Origin of the sequence: Massilia timonae (assembly GCF_001866515.1) — a bacterium.
In the GTDB taxonomy this organism is placed as follows: Bacteria; Pseudomonadota; Gammaproteobacteria; order Burkholderiales; family Burkholderiaceae_D; genus Telluria; species Telluria timonae.
Map to the genome: position 1 here is coordinate 1,149,575 of NZ_JRYB01000001.1, position 18,829 is coordinate 1,168,403.

Annotated in this window: 14 protein-coding genes and 1 tRNA gene; 4 read left to right on the forward strand and 11 right to left on the reverse strand. The window is 66.8% G+C overall.

All coding sequences use genetic code 11. The features are described from left to right. Nucleotides 1-69 precede the first annotated feature (69 nt). The 4 genes from LO55_RS05075 to LO55_RS05090 all read right to left on the reverse strand — a co-directional run bounded on the left by LO55_RS05075 (nt 70) and on the right by LO55_RS05090 (nt 6,524). Nucleotides 70-915 carry an MOSC domain-containing protein gene (locus tag LO55_RS05075; RefSeq protein WP_071360689.1) on the reverse strand — a complete coding sequence of 282 codons (846 nt, stop codon included), beginning with the start codon at nt 913-915 and terminating at the stop codon, nt 70-72. Nucleotides 916-1,011: 96 nt separating this feature from the next. After that, entirely contained in the window at nt 1,012-4,119 is a 3,108-nt protein-coding gene (locus LO55_RS05080; protein ID WP_071360690.1) for a DEAD/DEAH box helicase, read from the reverse strand. Between the two features lie 123 nt (nt 4,120-4,242). Then, nucleotides 4,243-5,334: a redox-regulated ATPase YchF gene (gene ychF, locus LO55_RS05085; RefSeq protein ID WP_005663337.1), complete on the reverse strand. Its 1,092-nt coding sequence runs from the start codon at nt 5,332-5,334 to the stop codon at nt 4,243-4,245. Between the two features lie 140 nt (nt 5,335-5,474). Beyond that, nucleotides 5,475-6,524 (reverse strand): patatin-like phospholipase domain-containing protein, encoded by a 1,050-nt coding sequence (locus LO55_RS05090; protein ID WP_083415176.1) that lies wholly within the window; start codon nt 6,522-6,524, stop codon nt 5,475-5,477. A 131-nt stretch (nt 6,525-6,655) separates the two neighbouring features. Here LO55_RS05090 and LO55_RS05095 point away from each other — a divergent pair, with 131 nt between their 5' ends. Next, a complete protein-coding gene (locus tag LO55_RS05095) occupies nt 6,656-8,536 on the forward strand; it encodes a DUF3857 domain-containing transglutaminase family protein (protein ID WP_083415178.1) in 1,881 nt (626 codons plus the stop codon). Between the two features lie 42 nt (nt 8,537-8,578). On the opposite strand, the gene pth is transcribed toward LO55_RS05095, so the two are convergent. The 7 genes from pth to LO55_RS05130 form a co-directional block, all read right to left on the reverse strand. Then, on the reverse strand, nt 8,579-9,163 hold the full coding sequence (gene pth / locus LO55_RS05100) for an aminoacyl-tRNA hydrolase (RefSeq protein ID WP_071360692.1): 585 nt from the start codon (nt 9,161-9,163) through the stop codon (nt 8,579-8,581). Nucleotides 9,164-9,329: 166 nt separating this feature from the next. Beyond that, nucleotides 9,330-9,917, reverse strand: coding sequence for a 50S ribosomal protein L25/general stress protein Ctc (locus LO55_RS05105; RefSeq protein ID WP_071360693.1), 588 nt, complete (start codon nt 9,915-9,917; stop codon nt 9,330-9,332). Between the two features lie 197 nt (nt 9,918-10,114). Then, nucleotides 10,115-11,065: a ribose-phosphate pyrophosphokinase gene (locus tag LO55_RS05110; RefSeq protein ID WP_005663342.1), complete on the reverse strand. Its 951-nt coding sequence runs from the start codon at nt 11,063-11,065 to the stop codon at nt 10,115-10,117. Between the two features lie 146 nt (nt 11,066-11,211). Next, nucleotides 11,212-11,288 (reverse strand) — tRNA-Gln (locus LO55_RS05115). Between the two features lie 65 nt (nt 11,289-11,353). Then, the gene (gene ispE / locus LO55_RS05120; protein ID WP_071360694.1) at nt 11,354-12,253 is read right to left on the reverse strand and encodes a 4-(cytidine 5'-diphospho)-2-C-methyl-D-erythritol kinase; all 900 of its coding nucleotides are present in this window, start codon (nt 12,251-12,253) and stop codon (nt 11,354-11,356) included. Between the two features lie 3 nt (nt 12,254-12,256). Further along, the gene (locus tag LO55_RS05125) at nt 12,257-12,862 is read right to left on the reverse strand and encodes an outer membrane lipoprotein LolB (protein WP_071360695.1); all 606 of its coding nucleotides are present in this window, start codon (nt 12,860-12,862) and stop codon (nt 12,257-12,259) included. Between the two features lie 68 nt (nt 12,863-12,930). After that, on the reverse strand, nt 12,931-14,802 hold the full coding sequence (locus LO55_RS05130) for a tetratricopeptide repeat protein (protein WP_083415575.1): 1,872 nt from the start codon (nt 14,800-14,802) through the stop codon (nt 12,931-12,933). A 108-nt stretch (nt 14,803-14,910) separates the two neighbouring features. Here LO55_RS05130 and mutM point away from each other — a divergent pair, with 108 nt between their 5' ends. Genes mutM through mutY form a run of 3 tightly spaced genes read left to right on the forward strand, consistent with a single transcriptional unit; the run spans nt 14,911 to nt 18,806 of the window. Next, complete coding sequence (gene mutM, locus LO55_RS05135) at nt 14,911-15,744, forward strand: bifunctional DNA-formamidopyrimidine glycosylase/DNA-(apurinic or apyrimidinic site) lyase (protein WP_071360696.1); 834 nt, start codon at nt 14,911-14,913, stop codon at nt 15,742-15,744. 19 nt (nt 15,745-15,763) lie between these two features. Continuing rightward, the gene (locus LO55_RS05140) at nt 15,764-17,662 is read left to right on the forward strand and encodes a dynamin family protein (RefSeq protein ID WP_071360697.1); all 1,899 of its coding nucleotides are present in this window, start codon (nt 15,764-15,766) and stop codon (nt 17,660-17,662) included. Between the two features lie 19 nt (nt 17,663-17,681). Further along, nucleotides 17,682-18,806 carry an A/G-specific adenine glycosylase gene (gene mutY / locus LO55_RS05145; RefSeq protein ID WP_071360698.1) on the forward strand — a complete coding sequence of 375 codons (1,125 nt, stop codon included), beginning with the start codon at nt 17,682-17,684 and terminating at the stop codon, nt 18,804-18,806. The last annotated feature ends 23 nt before the right edge of the window (nt 18,807-18,829 follow it).

Here is an 18,829-nt window from a genome sequence, read left to right on the forward strand (position 1 = left end):
GCAAGATGCGGGAATAGGCGATTTTGCGACACTGTTGCGGTGTCGCCGGCGTTCGACCTGTCCTGGTGCTTAGAAAGCAAGCTCGGCGTTTAGTTCCTGGCCCACGCGCAAGGTGCGGCCAATGCCGTCCTGGACGATGACGTTCATGCCCATCGTGACGGCGCCGTCCATACGGGCGTTGGCGCGGTAGGTTTGCAGGATGTCGAGGGGGTCGGGACCGGGGATGCCGGTGGCCTGGTCGACCGACGGGATCGGGCAGCGGGCGCAGGGCTTGACCGGACGCAGGTTGATCTCGCCATCGCTGAAGGTCTCCACGAAGTCTTCTTCGAAGGCGTCGATGCCTTCCACGACCACGTTGGGGCGGAAGCGGTTCATCGGCAGCGCAGTGCGGCCGGCTTTCGCCAGCCTGGCGTTCAGGTCGTCGAGCGAGGATTGGCCGATCAGCAGGATCGGGTAGCCGTCCGAAAAACGGGCGGCGGCGGGCAAGCCGCCAGTCCATGGGCTGATCTTCGGACGCACGACGTCGGGATGGAAGCGCACCAGCCGGCACGGGGCGCCGACGGCGTCGGCGAACCAGGCGGCGGCATCGTCGCCGCAGTCGGCGGCCAGGACGTGGTCGTCCCAGATCAGCACCTCGATCGCCGGCGCCGCAGGCGCGTGCGCCAGCGGCAGGCGGAGCGGCGACAGGCCGGGCGCCTCGACCACCAGCGCATCGCCCTCGACGCGCGGCGCGATGGTCGCCATGCGCGGGTATTCGCGCTGGGTCAGGAACAGGCCTTCGCGCGTGACCACCATCCATTCGCGGTCGTGCACGCCGCCCGCCGACAGGCCGTCGAGGGCGAGCGTCGCCTCGGGCACGGACAGGCCGGCGCAGGACTTGATCGGATAAAGGAGGAGTTCGGTGACGGTGGCCATGCTGTGATCGGGATGGTAAGAAGCCAACAGTATGGCAGCAATCGGCGCCGCTGGCACGATCCCGAAGCGCGGATTCGATGGAATCCGCCGCCTGCGCTAGCCTTCGACCGTCTCGCGGCTGCGCTCCACCAGATACGTCGCCAGCAGGCCGGATGGCAGCGCGGTGCGGCCGGCATCGAACACCTTGCGGTTGCCGATGACGATGAAGCTGTCCCGGGCGCGCGATACCGCGACGTTCAGCATGTTCGGCTTCTGGTCGAAGAAGGCGCCGCCATTGAAACTCTCGCCATAGGTCGGCGAGAACAGCACGATGGCGCGCTCGGCGCCCTGCAGCGCGTGCACGGTGCCGACCGTCAGGCGGCTGTCCTTGCGCAGCAGGTCCGGCATGTCGCGGCGCAGGCGCCGTTCGATGGCGCCCGCCTGGGCGGCGAACGGGGTCACGATGCCCACCAGCTGCCAGATCGGCGTCGGCTTGCCGGCGCCATCGAGGTAATGCCGTTCGATGTCGGCGCGGTGGGCCTTGAGCCAGTCGACGACCGCGGCCGCCTCCGCTTCGTTCTGGCGGCTGCCGCCGCGCCGCACGTCCTTGCCGCCGACGTGGATCAGCTCGAATGGCGGCAGGATCCGCGCTTCCGGCGGCAGCGATGCGCGTTTCGGTTCGAGGCGGCCGGCGTAGATCAGCCGGTTGCAGTAATCGATCAGCTCCGGCACAGAGCGGCGGTGTTCGGTCAGCATCAGGCCGCGCACGTCCTCGTACTGCTGGACCGTGCAGCTGCGGTTGGCGATGCGCATCAGGCTGCCGCTGGCCGGGGTATGACCGGCCTGCTCCAGGCGCTCGTAGGCGGGGTCGTGGAAGGCCGGCGCCAGGCCGAACTTGACGGCGTTGGCGCGGTCGGTCGCTTCGCCGCTGTTCCAGACCGGTTCGATCTGGAAGGTGTCGCCGACCACCAGCGCGCGCCGCGCCAGCGCGAACATCGGCGCGCCGATATCGGGCGAGACCTGCCCCGCCTCATCCACCACGAGCAGGTCGATCGTATTCCAGAACGGCATGTCCTCGCCTTCCCAGGCGGTGAAGAACGACGGCGCCATGTGGAAGTTCGACACCAGGCAGGGAGAGAGCTTGGCGAAGCGGCGGTACTTCGCTTCGAGCTTGCGGCGGCCCTTCGTATCCTTGATGCCGCTCCTGATCCGGTGCCGCACTTCCAAAATCCACTGGCCCGACCAGTACCAGTCGGCGACGGCGAACATGCGCGCGCGCAGCCCCTTGTCCAGGTGGTCGTTCAGGTTGGCCAGGCTGGCGTCGAGCAGCTCGGGATCGTCGCCGGCCACGTCGCGCCAGGCGGCGAAGGCGCTGGCGATGCGTGCGCGCTCCGTCTCGGCCCGCGCCATCTCCTGCTTGACGTCGTCTCCCTGACGCGCGAGCTCCCCTTTCAAGGCGAGCAGCTCGGCTACGGCATCGTTCTTGTGCTGCAGCGCTTCCTTCTTGAGCGTATGGAAATGCCCCGGCACGCCGTCGGCGCGGTGCTGGAGGTCGGCAGTCAGCGGATGCGCCATCAGCACCTGGCGGTCACGCGCCATGCGGCGCCGGCGCACGGCCGGCACGAAACTGAAGAGGTCGAGCCAGATCGAGGCGTCGGCCAGGTAGGCCGCCCATGCCTTCTCGGCCTGCATGATGTCGTCGCGGCGCGCCTCGTAGGCGCGCAAGGCGGCGTCGGCGGCCTGTTCGCTTTCGTCCAGGCGCGCGCGCAGTTGCGCCAGCTGTTCACGGCAACGCGTGAGTTCCTCGTTCAAGGTCGCCAGCAAGGCGCGGTACGAGGCAACGGCGCCGTCGTCGACGTCCTGGCCGAGCGCATGGAACAGGGTATGGCGCGCCGCCACCAGCGTGTCGAGGCGGGCGGCAAGCTCCTTCAGTTCGGCGTGCAGGTCGTGGACCACGGTGCCAACGCCATCGCCGCGCCGCCTGAAGTGCATCGCCGCGCAGTCGAGGTAATGGCGCTCCGCCGCCGCCAGCATTTCCGGCGTCTCGAACTCCTCGAAGGGGTGGCTCTTGCCGGTGCAGACCGGATGCTGGGTCTGGCGCGATTCGGACGCCAGGAACAGCCCGAAGCCGCGCCCGTAGGGATGCCAGCGCCGATGCCCGGTCTCGGCCGAGATTTTCGCGAAGCTGTCGAGCACGTTCTCGACCGCCTTCACATTGGTCGAGGCGACCACGATCAGCGGACAATCGCCGCCGGCCAGGGCCGCATCGACCCAGAGCTGGGCGACCACGCTTTGCAGCAAGGTGGTCTTGCCGGTGCCGGGCGGACCGTTCACCGCCAGGACCTGCCCCTCGCCCAGGCGCTGCAGCTCGACCATCGCCATGCGCTGGGACGGCGACAAGTGGTGAAGCGGATGCATGTGGCCGACCGTCTGGCCGTCATACGGCGCGGTCTGCTGCAGCGGTAACGGCGCGCGCGCCGGCCGGTCGGCAATGGTGCGCAAGGTGTCGAGCAGCGGCGTGGGCGGCCCCTCGGCGATGATGCGGTCATACAGCTTCAGGAGATGCCGCGCGACGATCGGCGGTTCGTAGGGCATGCCGTGCCAGCCCGACACCAGGCGGTGCTCGTCCAGCGCGAAATCCGGCAGCCGCTGGCCTGACTCGGCCGGCGCCATTGCAGAAAGCCCGGGCAGCCCGGCGCCCGTCACGGCTTCGAACAGGCGCGCCGCCACGTGGAAGGTATCGCCCATGCCGGTGGCTTGTTCCGGCAGCGCGCCGATGAATGCGTCGACGCTGGCCAGCGCGCCGACCGACGTGCGCTGCAGGGTCGGCTCCAGCAGCTCGCGCGGAATCCACGGCATGCGCTCGGGATCGGGCGACAACACGCCCTGACGGTCCAGCAGGCAGGGGATGCACAGCACCGAAGCGCCCTTGTGCAACTCGGCGCCGTCCTGCTTGGCGCCATGGCTCGCGTCCAGCGCCAGGCGGGCCGGGATCAGCACGAAGGGGATGCGGCCGGCACGTTCCAGTTTGCTGGCATTGAACTGTGCCTCGATCCAGCTCGCCAGGTCGGGCGCGGCTTGCGCGACCCGCCACGCGCCGTCGTTTTCCGCGAGCGCGATAGGTTTGCTGTCGGGCGCCACCTCGGGATGCAGCAGGCTGACTTCGGCCAGCGCGGCGCGCCAGTACGGCACCGGCAGCAAGCGGTTCTGGACTGTATCGTTCATGTTTTCCTGTAGCTCAACCGTATCCAGACGGCATGCCTTATTGTTTTTGTATAAGCCAAAAAGCAACAAGCCCTTCGGAAGGAAGGGCTTGCGTTGGGGTGGGCGCAGCGCGCCCCCGGTGGATCAGACGTTGAACAGGAAGTTCAGCACGTCGCCATCCTTGACGATGTATTCCTTGCCTTCGGCGCGCATCTTGCCCGCTTCCTTCGCGCCCGACTCGCCCTTGTAGGTCAGGAAGTCGTCATACGAAATGGTCTGCGCACGAATGAAGCCGCGCTCGAAGTCGGTGTGGATCACGCCCGCGGCCTGCGGCGCGGTGGCGCCGATCGGCACGGTCCAGGCGCGCACTTCCTTCACGCCGGCGGTGAAGTAGGTCTGCAGGCCCAGCAGCTTGAACGCGGCGCGGATCAGGCGATCCAGGCCCGGCTCGTCCATGCCCATATCGTTCAGGAAGTCGACCTTGTCGGCATCGTCCATCTCGGCGATTTCGGATTCGATCGCGGCGCAGATGGCGACGATCGGGGCGTTCTGCTTGTTGGCGAACTCGGTCAGCTGGTCCAGCAGCGGGTTGTTGGTGAAGCCGGTGTCCGACACGTTGGCCACGAACATCGCCGGCTTGGCGGTGATCAGGTGCAGCGGATAGATGATCGCCATCTCTTCCTTGTCCAGGCCCATGGTGCGCACCGGCTGGCCTTCGTTCAGGTGCGGCATCAGGCGCTCCAGCAGCGCGACCAGCTTGGCCGCGTCCTTGTCGCCCGAGCGCGCCTTCTTCTGCTCGCGGTGGATGGCTTTCTCGACGGTGCCCATGTCGGCCAGCGCCAGTTCGGTCTGGATGACTTCGATGTCGTCGATCGGGCTGACCTTGCCGGCCACGTGGATCACGTTCGGGTCTTCGAAGCAGCGCACCACGTTGACGATGGCGTCGGTTTCGCGGATGTGCGACAGGAACTGGTTGCCCAGGCCCTCGCCCTTCGACGCGCCGGCCACTAGGCCCGCGATGTCGACGAATTCGACGATGGCCTTGACCACGCGTTCCGGCTTCACGATCGCCGACAGTGCGTCGATGCGCGGATCCGGCACCTCGACCACGCCCACGTTCGGCTCGATGGTGCAGAACGGGTAGTTTTCAGCCGGGATGCCGGCCTTGGTCAGTGCGTTGAACAGGGTGGATTTGCCAACGTTGGGCAGGCCGACGATGCCGCATTTGAGGGTCATGGGAACTCTTTCTGATTCGGTAAACGCGAGCGATCGGTAAACCGCTCCAAACCGTGCATTGTAACCCGGACAGGCCAGGCTGCCGCAAAAAACGGCGCATTGCGTGCCCGCTGCAACGGTCGGGTTTCTACTGTGACAAGCTAGATCGGCTTGATGCGGCCCAGGTCCGGCCGCAGCGCGAATTCGGCCAGTTCGTCGCGCAGCCGCTCCCCTTCCCCGATCGCCCGCTTCCAGGTGCGCACGCGCTCATCGTGATTCAAACCGTAGAACTTGAAGTCGGCGCGGTCCGGCAACTTCCCGCGCGGCAGCGTGCGCAGGAATTCGTCGGACGGCGCCACCAGCAGCACGTTGTCGAGCCAGCCGCGATTGGCGCCGCGCGCCGCCCTCCTCCACGGAAATCCCTTATCCAGCCAGCCCGGCACGATGTGCTCGGTGAAATGCGGGTACAGCACCAGCTCGCCCTTCGCCCGCGAATACGGCAGCGCCAGGTGATAGTCGACGATGCCGCCGTCCCAGTAGCTGCCGGCGGGCGCCTCGGCGATGCCGGTCACCGCCTTCATCAGCAGGGGCAGCGTGCCCGAAGCCAGCAATCCGGGCGCCAGGTTGTCGCGCGTGAGCGTCGAGAAATGCGTGTTGAAACTGTCGAAGCGCTCGCGCAGCCATGGCGCCCCGCTGCGTCCATCGCCAATCACGACCCGCTCCATCAGGCGCGCCAGCCAGGCGCGCGAGCCGGCGTTGTGCAGCGCCGCCGACAGGAAGCCGCGCATCTCGGCATAGCGGTGCGCGGGCGACGCCAGCGAACGCAGTCCGCGCACGGTCAGGAGGTGCAGCCGGTAATGCTCGTGGTTGACGATGTCGTCTTCATGCCCGCGCACCAGTTCGTCCAGCAAGGCCTGCACGACCGCGTCGATGTCCTGCGGCGTAGGTTTCAAGCTCGTGTAGCGCTGGCCCGCATACAGCTCGCCCAGCAGGGCGAGGGCCTTGACCGGATCCTTCTGGCAGGCGGCGGCCATGCGCCAGGCGCCGATCGAGGCGCCGATCAGCGTGCGTTCGCGCGGGGCCGAGGGGAACCACTCGCCGAACATCCACTGGTCCAGCGACTGGAAGATCAATCCCTTGGGGCCGCCCGCCGCGGCGGGCACGATGGCCACGTCCCGGGCCCGCAAGCCGTGTTCCGCAATCTGGGCCATGGCCAGTGGCCCGGCATGAAAAGTGAGCGCCTTCATGCCGGAATTATCGCAGGAAGCATGCCCTTGCGCCCGATCAATCCTGCCACCGTACCGCTGCGTAACATGGGCCGGTCGCGTGTCCGGAGAGTGTCATGCATCTGCGCTTCGTCGTCATGCTGTGTCTGCTTCTGTGTCCATTGCTGTGCCTGCCTGCGTCGGCAAGCGCGCTCGAGGCCGACAGCGGCACCGACCGCTCGGTGGTGGTGGACCGCCACGTCCAGCATTTCGTGGTCGAGTCGGGCGGCGGCTACACGCTCACGGTCGAGCAGGCCAAGACCATCGTCAACCGCGCGGCGCTGCACGAACACGCCCAGTTCTACATCGGCTACAACCAGTCGCTCGACGAAGTCGTCTCCGTCGAGGCGCATACCGAGAAAGCCGACGGCCGGCGCCTGGCGGTGCAGCCGCACCAGATCCGCGACCAGCAAGAAGCCGCCTCGCTCGACGCCCCGATGTTCCAGGACACGCGGCTCAAGATCGTCGTCTTCCCCGACGTCGAAGCGGGCGACAGGGTCGCGGTGCGCTACGTCGTGCGGCGCCATACGCCGCTGTTTCCCGGCCACTTCGAAGACCTGACCTCGGCGCGCTTCCAGCGCCAGCGCGACTTCCGCCTGGTCTACGACATGCCGGCCTCGATGCCCCTGCACGCCGATGCGGTCGGCTTCGAGACGAGCGCCGCCACGAACATGCCTGCGCCCGCGCCCGGCAAGCGCCGCTACGCCTGGCGCTACGTCGACGGCGACAATGCGCGGCTGGAGGCCGATTCGGTCAGCTATCTCGACTACGGCAAGCGGCTCGCGGTCTCGACCTTCGCCGACTACGCCGCCTTTGCGCGCGCCTACCAGGAGCGCGCCGCCGGCAAGGCGCTGCCCGACGACACGGTGGCGGCGCTGGCGGCCAGCATCACGGGCGCCATCCTCGACCGCCGCGCCCGCGCGATCGCCCTCTCCGACTGGGTGCGCAAGAACGTGCGCTACGTCGGCGTCTATCTCGGCCCCGGCGGCGTGGTGCCGCATGCGGCGTCGAGCGTGCTGGCCAACCGCTATGGCGACTGCAAGGACCACGCGACCCTGCTCGAGGCGCTGCTGGCCAGCTCCGGCATCGACAGCACGGTGGCGCTGGTCAATAATGGCGACGCCTATCGCCTGCCCGGCGTGCCGACGCTCGGCGTGCTCAATCATGCGATCGTCTACATCCCTTCGCTGCAGCTGTATCTCGACCCGACCGCCGAATCGGTGGCAGGCGGCTTCCTGCCCGCCGCGCTGCTCGGCAAGCCGGCGGTGCTGGCGCGCTCGGGAGAGTTCGCGATGATCCCGTTCTTCCAGCAGGCGCGCAGCCGCACGTTTACCCAGTTCGACATCCAGCCCGACGGCGGCAGCCGCTTCAAGGTCACGCGCACCAGCAGCGGCGCCCAGGCCGAGCCCTACCGGCGCGTGGTGCGCGCCACGCCGGCGGCCGAGCGCGACCGCTTCGTCGAACGCATGCTGCAAGGGCTGGGGCAACAGGGCGGCGGCGTGCTGGAGCCGGGCGACACCGAAGGCGTGGCCGACGACTATACCCTGTCGTTCCGCGGCGCCAGCAGCGGCTTCACGCAACTGCCGGGGCCGGCAGGGCTGGCCACCACGTATAACTTCTGGGGAGGGTTGGGCGACGCCGTGTTCGCGTTCACGCAGGAACCCGAGCGGCGCCAGGAGTTCGTGTGTCCGGCGATCGATGCCGAGGATGAACTACGCTTCCACCTGCCGAAGCGCGCGCAGGTGCTGGCCCTGCCGCGCGCCGTCAAGGTGATCGATGCCAACTTCGCCTACCGCTCGCACTACCAGCGGCACGGCGCGCTGGTGACGGTCAAGCGCCAGCTCAAGTTCAGGCACACGGCGGCCACCTGCTCGCCCGACGACTACCGGCGCATGCGGCCGGCGCTCGAACGCATGCTGCGCGACCTGCGCTCGCAGGTCGTGGTGCGGGGCGGATGAGCCGGGGAAGCGAAGAGCGCTTTGTCAGGCCGTATGCAACTGTCAGGCCGTATGCAACTGCATCGTCGCCACGTCGAGCTTGCCTTCGCAGGCGAGCGGGATGATGCGCAGGCTCTTGTCGATCGATTCCTCGATCAGGCTTTGTTCTTCTTTGCGCGGGCGATGCAGCACGAAGTCGGCCACGCCCTGCTGCAGGTTGAGGCTGCGCGGGTGGCCGATGCCGAGGCGCAGGCGCCAGTATTCCTGGGTGCCGAGAGCCGCGGTGATGTCTTTCAGGCCGTTGTGGCCGCCCGAGGAGCCGCCTTTCTTGAGCTTGGCGACGCCGGGCATCAGGTCCAGTTCGTCGTGCACGACCAGGACTTCGTCCGGATTGATTTTATAGAAGCGCGCCAGCGCGCCGACCGACTGGCCCGAACGGTTCATGAAGGTCTGCGGCTCGAGCAGCCAGACGTCGTTGCCCGAGATCGAGGTCTTGGCCACCAGGGCGTTGAAGCGCGATTCGCGCTGCAGGCGGCAACCCGGCAGGCTGTTGGCCAGGTTGTCGACCAGCCAGAAGCCGGCATTGTGGCGGGTTTGTTCGTATTCCGGGCCAGGGTTGCCGAGGCCGACGATCAGACGGATGGACATGCGTGGTGTTCTTTGGAGAAAACGCGATTATCGCTCAAACGCGCCGTCCGGCGTACACAACGATGCTCGGTGTGGGCTGCGGCGATGGCGGAAAACAAAAACCCGCCGGGCAAGCCGCGGCGGGTTCTTTATCGATGCGCCGCCGAAGCGGCGCGATCAGCCGATATTACTCAGCAGCGGTTTCAGCAGTCGCTGCGCCGCGTGGGATCGAGGTGGTGACGATGGTCAGGTTCTGGCCATGGGTCAGCGCGGTCACGCCTTCTGGCAGGACCAGGTCGCCGGTGTGGATCGACTGGCCGGCTTCCAGCTTCGACAGGTCGACTTCGATGAACTCTGGCAGTTGGCCTGGCAGGCAGGACACTTCGACTTCGTTCAGCACGTGCGACACGATGGCGCCGCTCAGCTTGACTGCTGGCGAGACTTCGGCATTCACGAAGTGCAGGGTGACCTTGGTGTGGATCGGCTTCGAGGTGTCGACGCGCTGGAAGTCAGCGTGCAGGACCAGTTGCTTGTATGCGTGCATCTGGAAGTCACGCAGCAGCACTTGCTGGGTCTTGCCGTCGATTTCCAGGTCCAGCACGGAACCGTGGAATGCTTCTTTCTTGAGCGCGTGGTACAACGCGTTGCCGTCCAGGGCGATCAGCGCCGGGGCTTCGGTGCCACCGTAGATGATGCCTGGGGTCTGGCCAGCGTTGCGCAGGCGGCGGCTCGCTCCGGTCCCCTGCTGAGTGCGGTTGAATGCGACTACTTTCATGTGAAACTCCAAAAATAAATCGGGCCCGAATGTCGGGAAAAACGTTTCCCGGCCCGGTTGCCCAAGTGGCGACCATCCCCGCGACCAGGGACGGTCAAGAACGAGCGCCAATGCTGCGCGCTCAAGAAATCCTGGATGCTACAACGGCGCGCCGGCTGTTGAGCCAGGCGCGCCGCGCAATACGACGTCGAAACTGCTTAGTCGACGAACAGCGAAATGACCGAGTCGCCCTTGACGATCCGCTTGAAGGTCTCGGCCAGCAGCGGTGCGCAAGTCAGCTGGCGGATCTTGCCGCAAGCGGCGCCGGCTGGGCTCAGCGGGATGGTGTCGGTGACGACCAGTTCGTCCAGCGGCGAGCTCGCGATGCGATCGATCGCCGGGCCGGACAGGACCGGGTGCGTGCAATATGCAACGACTTTCTTGGCGCCGCGCTCCTTGAGCACTTCGGCGGCCTTGCACAGGGTGCCCGCGGTGTCGACCATGTCATCCATGATCACGCAGTTGCGGCCTTCGACTTCGCCGATGATGTTCATCACTTCCGACACGTTCGCCTTCGGGCGACGCTTGTCGATGATCGCCAGGTCGCAGCCCAGGCGCTTGGCCAGGGCGCGTGCGCGCACCACGCCGCCGACGTCGGGCGACACGACCAGCAGGTCGTCGTAGTTACGCTTCTGCAGGTCGCCCAGCAGGATCGGCGATGCGTAGATATTGTCGACCGGGATGTCGAAGAAACCCTGAATCTGGTCGGCGTGCAAGTCCATGATCAGGACGCGCTCGACGCCGGCTTCTTCCAGCATGTTCGCGACGACCTTGGCCGAGATCGCGACACGCGCCGAACGCGGACGGCGGTCCTGGCGGGCATAACCGAAGTAAGGAATGGCAGCGGTGATGCGGCCGGCCGAAGCGCGCTTGAGGGCGTCGACCATCAGCATGATTTCCATCAGGCTGTCGTTGGTCGGGGCGCAGGTCGATTGCAGGACGAAGACGTCCTTGCCGCGCACGTTCTCGTTGATCTCGACCATGACTTCGCCATCGGAGAACTTGGAGACGACTGCTTTACCAAGAGGAATGCCGAGGCTTTTTGCGACCCCCTCTGCTAGTGCCGGATTGGCATTGCCGGTAAAAACCATCAGGTTTTCGTAAGCCATGGGGAGTCCTAAAGGGTAAAAAGCGTTTGTACGGTAGAAAAACAATCAGCCGGATATACCGGCTGATTAGCATGCTGATGTGGCGCTCGGCACCGCATCGCGATTTTCTTGCTGGACGCACACGCATCGACAGAACAAGAAAACTTTGGCAGGGGAACAAGGATTCGAACCTTGGTATGCCGGAATCAAAATCCGGTGCCTTAACCAGCTTGGCGATTCCCCTACACGATCTTTACTACTTGCCGCCAGCATCTTAACTTGCTACTCAACGCTGCGACAGGCAGTATTTTATTCTATAACTCCCTGATTTTGCAAGAGCGATTTCATCAGCGGGTGTGTCTTCAGCGACTTCGCTTTCCATGCCGTCCACTTGCCCGGCACTTGCGCCAACACCTGGTCGGCAGCGTCTTCGCTGGAGAACGCGCAAAACACGCACGCCCCTGAGCCAGTCATCCTGGCATCGCCATGGCTGCTCAACCATTCAACCGCCTCTGCTACCGGCGGGAACAGGCGCATCGCCACGTCCTGCAAATCATTTTTCCCAAAACCAACCGTACTGCATGAATCGGTGTGGCTGGAAAAGTCCGCTATTCTGACGGGCTTTGAGTCTCTTGTCAAATCTGGCGCAGAAAAAATTGCGGGCGTCGGCACCGCGACACCCGGCTCGATCACCACATACCAGCAATCCGGCCCCGGCACCGCCTGCAAGGCCTCCCCCACGCCCTCCGCGAACGCGGTTTCGCCGAACAGGAAAAACGGGATGTCGGCGCCCAGCGGCAAGCCCAGCGCCATCAATTCTTCGCGGCCCAGCCCGGCGTCCCACAACGCATTGGCCGCCATCAAGGCGGTGGCCGCATCCGACGAGCCGCCGCCCAGCCCGCCGCCCATGGGCAAGACCTTGTCCACCCTGACGGAGATGCCTGGCGGCAGCCGGCCATGGCGGCGCGCAAACTCGGCCTGCAACAGGCGCAGCGCGCGCACGACCAGGTCCTGCTCTTCGGGCACGCCCGGCACGTCGTTGGTGCGGCGAATCTGCTCGTCGTCGCGCAAGTCGAAATGCAGCCGGTCGGCGCGGTCGATCAGTTGGAACACGCTTTGCAGCAGGTGGTAGCCGTCGGCGCGGCGGCCGGTGACGTGCAGGAACAGGTTGAGCTTGGCCGGCGCCGGGCAATCGTGCAGCGAACGCATGGATCAGGCCGAAGGCAGGATGACGATGCGGATCGCGAGGTCCGTGATGTCGCCCGAGGCGGCGCGCTCGGCCTGGATGAGACGCGGCGCCGGCTGGGCCGCGGCAGCGTCCTGCCATTCGACGAAGCGCAGGCGCCAGCCATCCCTGGTCGTCACGCTGTTATTGGCCGGCGAGGCGCGGAAGCGCTGCCCCTGCGCGTCCAGCGCATAGCCCTGCAGCCAGTCGCGCAGGCCGGATACCGGCAGCGGCCAGCCCAGCGTCTCCTGGGTCAGGCTGTCGATGTCGCCCGCCGTGCGCTCCTGGCCGCCCTGGACCAGGGTCGCGGCATTCGGCGTGACATTGATCGTGGCCACGGTCTGGCCCAGCGGAGAGATCAGGGCGACGTCGATCGCCTCGGGACGCTGCTCCCAGTTGAAATTACCGGTGATCGACTCTTGCTTGCCATCCTTCTGGTAATTGACCGACAGCTTGCCCGACAGGTCGATGGTGTCGCGGTAGTCGCCGACCGTGGCGGTGGACAGGTTGGCGGTGCCGGTGGCGCAGCCGGCAAGCGCGGCAGCGAATGAGCACGCGGCGGCGAGCAGGGTAAGACGTCGGGTCAGTGGCATAGGAACGATCGGGAAATGGACAAACGCAGCGGACCGCGCAATGCGGTCCGCCGCAAGACTGGATTATTTCACAAGGCGGGCCGCAACCGCGCCAGCGTGGTGCGCAGCGTATCGTTCTGCGGATCCTTGGCGCGCGCCTCGCGCCACAGCTTCTCGGCCGCCGACTTATCGCCCTTCTGCCACAGCACCTCGCCCAGGTGAACGGCGATCTCGGGGTCCTTGCGCAAATCGTAGGCGCGGCGCAGGAATTTCTCGGCTTCCGCCAGATTACCCATCCGATAATGAATCCAGCCCATGCTGTCCATGATGAAGGGGTCGTCCGGCGCCATGTCGAGCGCCTTGGCGATCAGGCCGTAGGCTTCCTGCAGGCGCACATTGCGCTCGGCCAGCGAATAGCCGAGGGCGTTGTACGCATGGTGATTGTCCGGCGCCTGCGCCATCACTTCACGCAATTGCGCTTCCATCACGTCGACCTTGCCCAGCTTTTCGGCCAGCAGCGCGAAGTCGTACAGCAGGTCGGGATTCTTCGGGAAGCGCTCCGTGGCCGCTTCCATCACCGCATAGGCTTCCTGCAGCTGGCCGGCTTCGCGCAGCAGTTGCGCCTCGGCCGCCATGAGCTGGGCCTGGCGCGCCGGATCGTCGGTCTTGATCTCGGCCAGCAGTCGCCGCGCGCTGTTCACGTCGCCGCCCTTACCGACCAGGTGGACCCGGCGCAGCTGGGTGTTGAAGCGGGTTTGCGGATCCGTGCCTTCCGGCACCTTGTCCAGCCATTGCAGGGCGCCGACCAGGTCATTGCGCTCTTCCGCCAGTTGCGACAGGATCAACAGCGCGCGCGAAGGATCGCGCTCATCGTCTGGATTGCGTCCCAGCACTTCCACGAAGCGGGTGAAATATTGTTCGGCGCCGAGGGCATCGTTCATCTGCGTGGCCAGGATGCCCAGCGCATACAGGTGGGCGGCGTTGTCGGGCTGGCCCTTGACCAGCAGCTCGAACTCGCGCCGCGCAGCCGGATAATCCTTGCGGTTGACCAGCACCCGCGCATAGGCGGCGCGCACGTCGTTCGCCTTCGGATAGCTCTTGAGGAAGTTCTGCATCAGGGCCACCACTTGCGCCTCGTCCTCGGTGGTCTGCGCCAGCATCAGGAGGGCGATCTCGGCGTCGGGCTTGGCCGCCAGGGCCGCCCGGGCCTCGCTGCGCGCCAGCGCCTTGTCGTCACGCACCAGCGCGATCTGGGCGCGCACGACGCGCGCCTCCATCGTGTTGTCATAGGGCGCGATCAGGCGCTCGAGCATGGCGATCGCCGCTTCCTTGTCCTTCGCACGGCCCAGCAATTGCTGGACCTGGAACAGCAGCACGCCGCGCCGGGCCGGGGTCGCCTCGCGCAGTCGCTGCTCGAAGATCGGTTCGAGTTCGGCGATCTTGTCGGACGTGACCGCCATGCCGACGAAATACTGGGTCGCTTCGTCGGATTCCGGATCGAGCTGGTACCACAGGCGCACCGCGGCCAGGGTGTCGTCGGCCTGCTTGGCGGCCACCGCCATCTCGGCCGCGCGGCGCGCCAGGCGCGGATCGCCGGTGCGCTGGGCCAGGTTGTAGACGGTCAGATAAGGCCCCTGCCAGTCGCCGTTGCGAAACGCGAATTCCGCCTTCATCAACTGCTCGAGCATGACGGGCGTGAGCTCGACCTTGGGCAGGCGCGCTTCTTCCTCGGCCTTTTTCTTGGCCGCCAGCTCTTCCTCGTCCAGCTCGGCTTCTTGCGGTGCGGATTGCTGCTGGACGGACCCGGCCTGCTCGCCGGCAGCGAGCGACTGCTGTTGCGGCGAGACAGCACAACCCGAGAGCAGGCCTGCAAGCAGCCCGGAGACGGTTACAATGGCGAAAGCGTTTTTCAAAGCAAGTCCAAAATCCGAGTTGATGTTTTGATTTGATTCTACGCTCATGCGCAGGCGCCTGCCGCGCATGAGCTGCGCCAGGATTCCTGGCGCCAGCCCGGCCCGCAGGCTGCCCAGCCGCGACGGCAACCCGACTTTACACGATTCGTCTCCCCCATGCCTGAACTGCCAGAAGTAGAAGTCACCCGGCGCGGTGTCGCGCCCCATATCGAAGGCCGCGTCGTCGAGCAGGTCATCTGCCGCCGCGACGGCCTGCGCTGGCCCTTCCCGCCCGGCCTGTCCGGGCTGCTGGCCGGCCGCCGCATCCTGGCCACCGGCCGGCGCGGCAAATACCTGTTGATTCATTTCGAGCACGGCACCCTGATCATCCACCTGGGCATGTCCGGCCACCTGCGCGTGCTGCCGCCGGGCATCGAACCGCGCAAGCACGACCATGTCGACCTCGTCGTCAATGGCCCGGAAGGGGTGCAGGTGCTGCGCCTGCACGATCCGCGCCGCTTCGGCGCCGTGCTGTGGCATGCCAACGAGGATGGCGACGTGGAAGAGCACATCCTGCTGCGCGGCCTGGGCGTGGAACCGCTCGGCGAGCATTTCGATGGCGCCCTGCTGCATCGGGAAACGCGGCGCCGCAGCGCGCCGATCAAGCAGGTGCTGCTGGCCGGCGACATCGTGGTGGGCGTCGGCAATATCTACGCTTGCGAAAGCCTGTTCCGGGCCGGCATCAGTCCCAAGACACCGGCTTCGCGCATCAGCCGCGCGCGCTACGACCGGCTGGCCGAGGCGATCCGCGACATCCTGGCCGCCGCCATCGTCCAGGGCGGCAGTACCCTGCGTGACTTTATTGCGGTAAATGGGCAGTCTGGATATTTCCAGCAGACATATTTCGTCTATGATCGTGCTGGTGTGCCCTGCCGCCAGTGCGAGGCGCCGGTCCGCCAGATCAAGCAGGGCCAGCGCTCGACATTCTATTGCGCGCAGTGCCAGCGCTAAGAATATAACGGGCTGAACGATGCAGGATCTACAACAGTATGGAGCGTGGCGGGCCAGCGTTGCCGCCAGCCTCGAGGGCTACGGCAAAGCCCTGCGCGAAGCCGGACTGATCGACGCCGCCGGCGAACAGGTGCTGGCGCGTGCTCTCGGACGCCTGCGCGACGACCGGCTGTCGGTCGCCTTCGTGGCCGAGTTCTCGCGCGGCAAAACCGAACTGATCAACGCCCTGTTCTTCGCCGATTACGGCCAGCGCATCCTGCCGTCCAGCGCCGGCCGCACCACCATGTGCCCGACCGAACTGCTGTGGGATGCCCAGCTGCCACCCTGCATCCGCCTGCTGCCGATCGAGACCCGCGCCGGCCAGTTGTCCCTGGGCGACTACCGCGACGATCCCGGCGCCTGGACCGTGCTGCCGCTCGACCTGGACGATCCGGGCGCGATGCACGAGACGCTGCGCCAGGTCAGCCAGACGCGCCACGTACCAGTGAAAGAGGCCGAGCGCTACGGCCTGTTCGACCCACAGGATCCCGACCTCGCCGCCGGCGTCGGTGCGGACGACAGCATCGAAATCCCGCGCTGGCGCCACGCCATCATCAACCTGCCGCATCCGCTGCTCAAGCAGGGCCTGGTGATCCTCGACACCCCGGGCCTGAACGCGATCGGCACCGAGCCGGAACTGACGCTGAACCTGATCCCGAACGCGCACGCGGTGCTGTTCGTGCTGGCCGCCGACACCGGCGTGACGCGCAGCGACATCGACGTCTGGCGCACCCATATCGGCGCCGGGCCGGGCCGGCTGGCGGTGCTGAACAAGATCGACGCCATGTGGGACGAGCTCACAAGCCCGAGCTCTGTCGACGCCGAGATCGCGCGCCAGCAGCACGACGTCGCGCGCCTGCTCGGGCTGGACGCCGGCCAGGTCTATCCGGTCTCGGCCCACAAGGCGCTGGTCGGACGCATCGGCGGCGACATGGACCTGTTCGAGCGCAGCCGCCTGGGGGAGCTCGAATCGGCGCTGTTCCACCACCTGATCCCGGCGCGGCGGTCGATCAATGCGCGCCAGCTGCGCGCCGACCTCGAACTGCTGGCCGCCGGCCAGCAGCTGCTGGTGGCGGCGCGCCTGCGCGAACTGGTCGAGCAGTTGCAGGAACTGCGCAGCCTGCGCGGCAAGAACCAGGGCATGATCGCCCACATGGTGCGCCGGGTCGAGGCCGAAAAGAAGGAGTTCGACGCCGGCCTGTTCAAGCTGCAGGGCACGCGCGCCGTGTTCACGCGCCTGTCGACCGAGCTGTACACCCTGGTCGGCATGGACGGCCTGCAGGACCGGACCGAAACGGTGCGCGCCGCGATGTCGGCGGCGCGCTTCGCCACCGGCATGCGCGCGCCGGTGCGCAACTACTTCGCCGGCGCGCGCGCCGGCCTGCTCGACGCCTGCGCCAAGGTCGACGAGATCAAGTCCATGATGGACGCGATGCACCGCCGCTTCGCGGCCGAACACGGCCTGTCGCTGGCGCTGCCGCAAGCGTTATCGTTGACGCGCCACGTCGACGAGATCGACGCCATCGAAACGCTGTTCGAGCGCCAGTTCGGCACCGCGACCCTGTTGATGACCAGCCGCGCGACGCTGCTCGAGCGCTTCTTCGATTCGATCGCCTCGCGCGTGCGGCGCGTCTACCGCGCCGCCAACGCCGACGTCGAAGCCTGGCTGAAGGTCGCCAACGCGCCGCTGGAAGCGCAGATCCGCCAGCACCGCGACAACCTGCGCCAGCGCCAGGCCACGGTCCAGCGCATCCACGACGCCAGCGACAGCCTGGAACAGAAGATCGGCGCCTTCGAGCTAGGCCAGGCCGAACTCGAATCCACACGCCAGCGCCTGGCCGCCATCGCGGCGGGCGTCACCACCACATTAGAGGCCTAGCGCCTTCACAAGACACCGCATGAAACGCCTCACCGAGTTCGACCAGCTGGCCGATCCGACCTTCTCGAAGGCCGTGATCGACTGGCAGCGCAGCCATGGCCGCCATACCCTGCCCTGGCAAAACACCCAGGATGCCTACCGCGTCTGGCTGTCCGAGATCATGCTGCAGCAGACCCAAGTGGCCGCGGTGCTGGGCTATTACGCGCGCTTCCTGGAACGCTTCCCGACCGTCCACGCGCTGGCCGAAGCCCCAGCGGAAGACGTGATGGCCCACTGGAGCGGCCTCGGTTACTACACCCGCGCGCGCAACCTGCACGCCTGTGCCAAGCGCGTGGTGCGGGACTACGACGGCGTGTTCCCGAGCGACCCGGCGCTGCTGGCCGACCTGCCCGGCATCGGCCGCTCGACGGCGGCGGCGATCGCGGCCTTTTCCAGCGGCGTACGCGCCGCCATCCTGGATGGCAACGTCAAGCGCGTGTTCGCGCGCGTGTTCGGGATCGACGCTTATCCGGGCCTCAAGCCAATCGAGGATGCGCTGTGGCGGCGCGCCGACGCCCTGCTGCCGGAGGTGGCCGGCAACCCGGGCGCCATCGAAGCCTACACCCAGGGGCTGATGGACCTGGGCGCCACCCTGTGCACCCGCTCGCGGCCCGACTGCGGCCGCTGCCCGCTGCAGGCGCGCTGCGTGGCCTTCGCCACCGGCCGCACCGCCGAACTGCCGGTGCGCAAACCGAAGAAGGCGACGCCGGAAAAGCGCACCGCGCTGCTGGTCGTGATCGATGGCGGCGAGGTGCTGCTGGAACAGCGTCCGCAAACCGGCATCTGGGGCGGCCTGCTGTCGCTGCCGGAGGTGGGCGGGCACGTGCCGATGGACGAGGACGAGCCGCCGGTCTGTACGGCCGACGTCGCGGCTGCGGCAAGCGCCTTCGGCACGCTCGACGAAGTGCGGCCACTGAGCCCGCTGGTGCACGTCTTCACCCACTACAAGCTGCACATCGCGCCGTTCGCGGTGACGCTGGCGGCGCGCGCCGCCCTGCCGCCAGGCCACGTCTGGTGGAAGCTGGATGCGGTCAAGGAGGCGCCGCTGCCGGCGCCGGTCAAGAAGCTGTTGCTGGACCTGGCGCAGCCCACCCTGTTCGGCTAGGCGCTTTCCACTTCTTTGCTGCC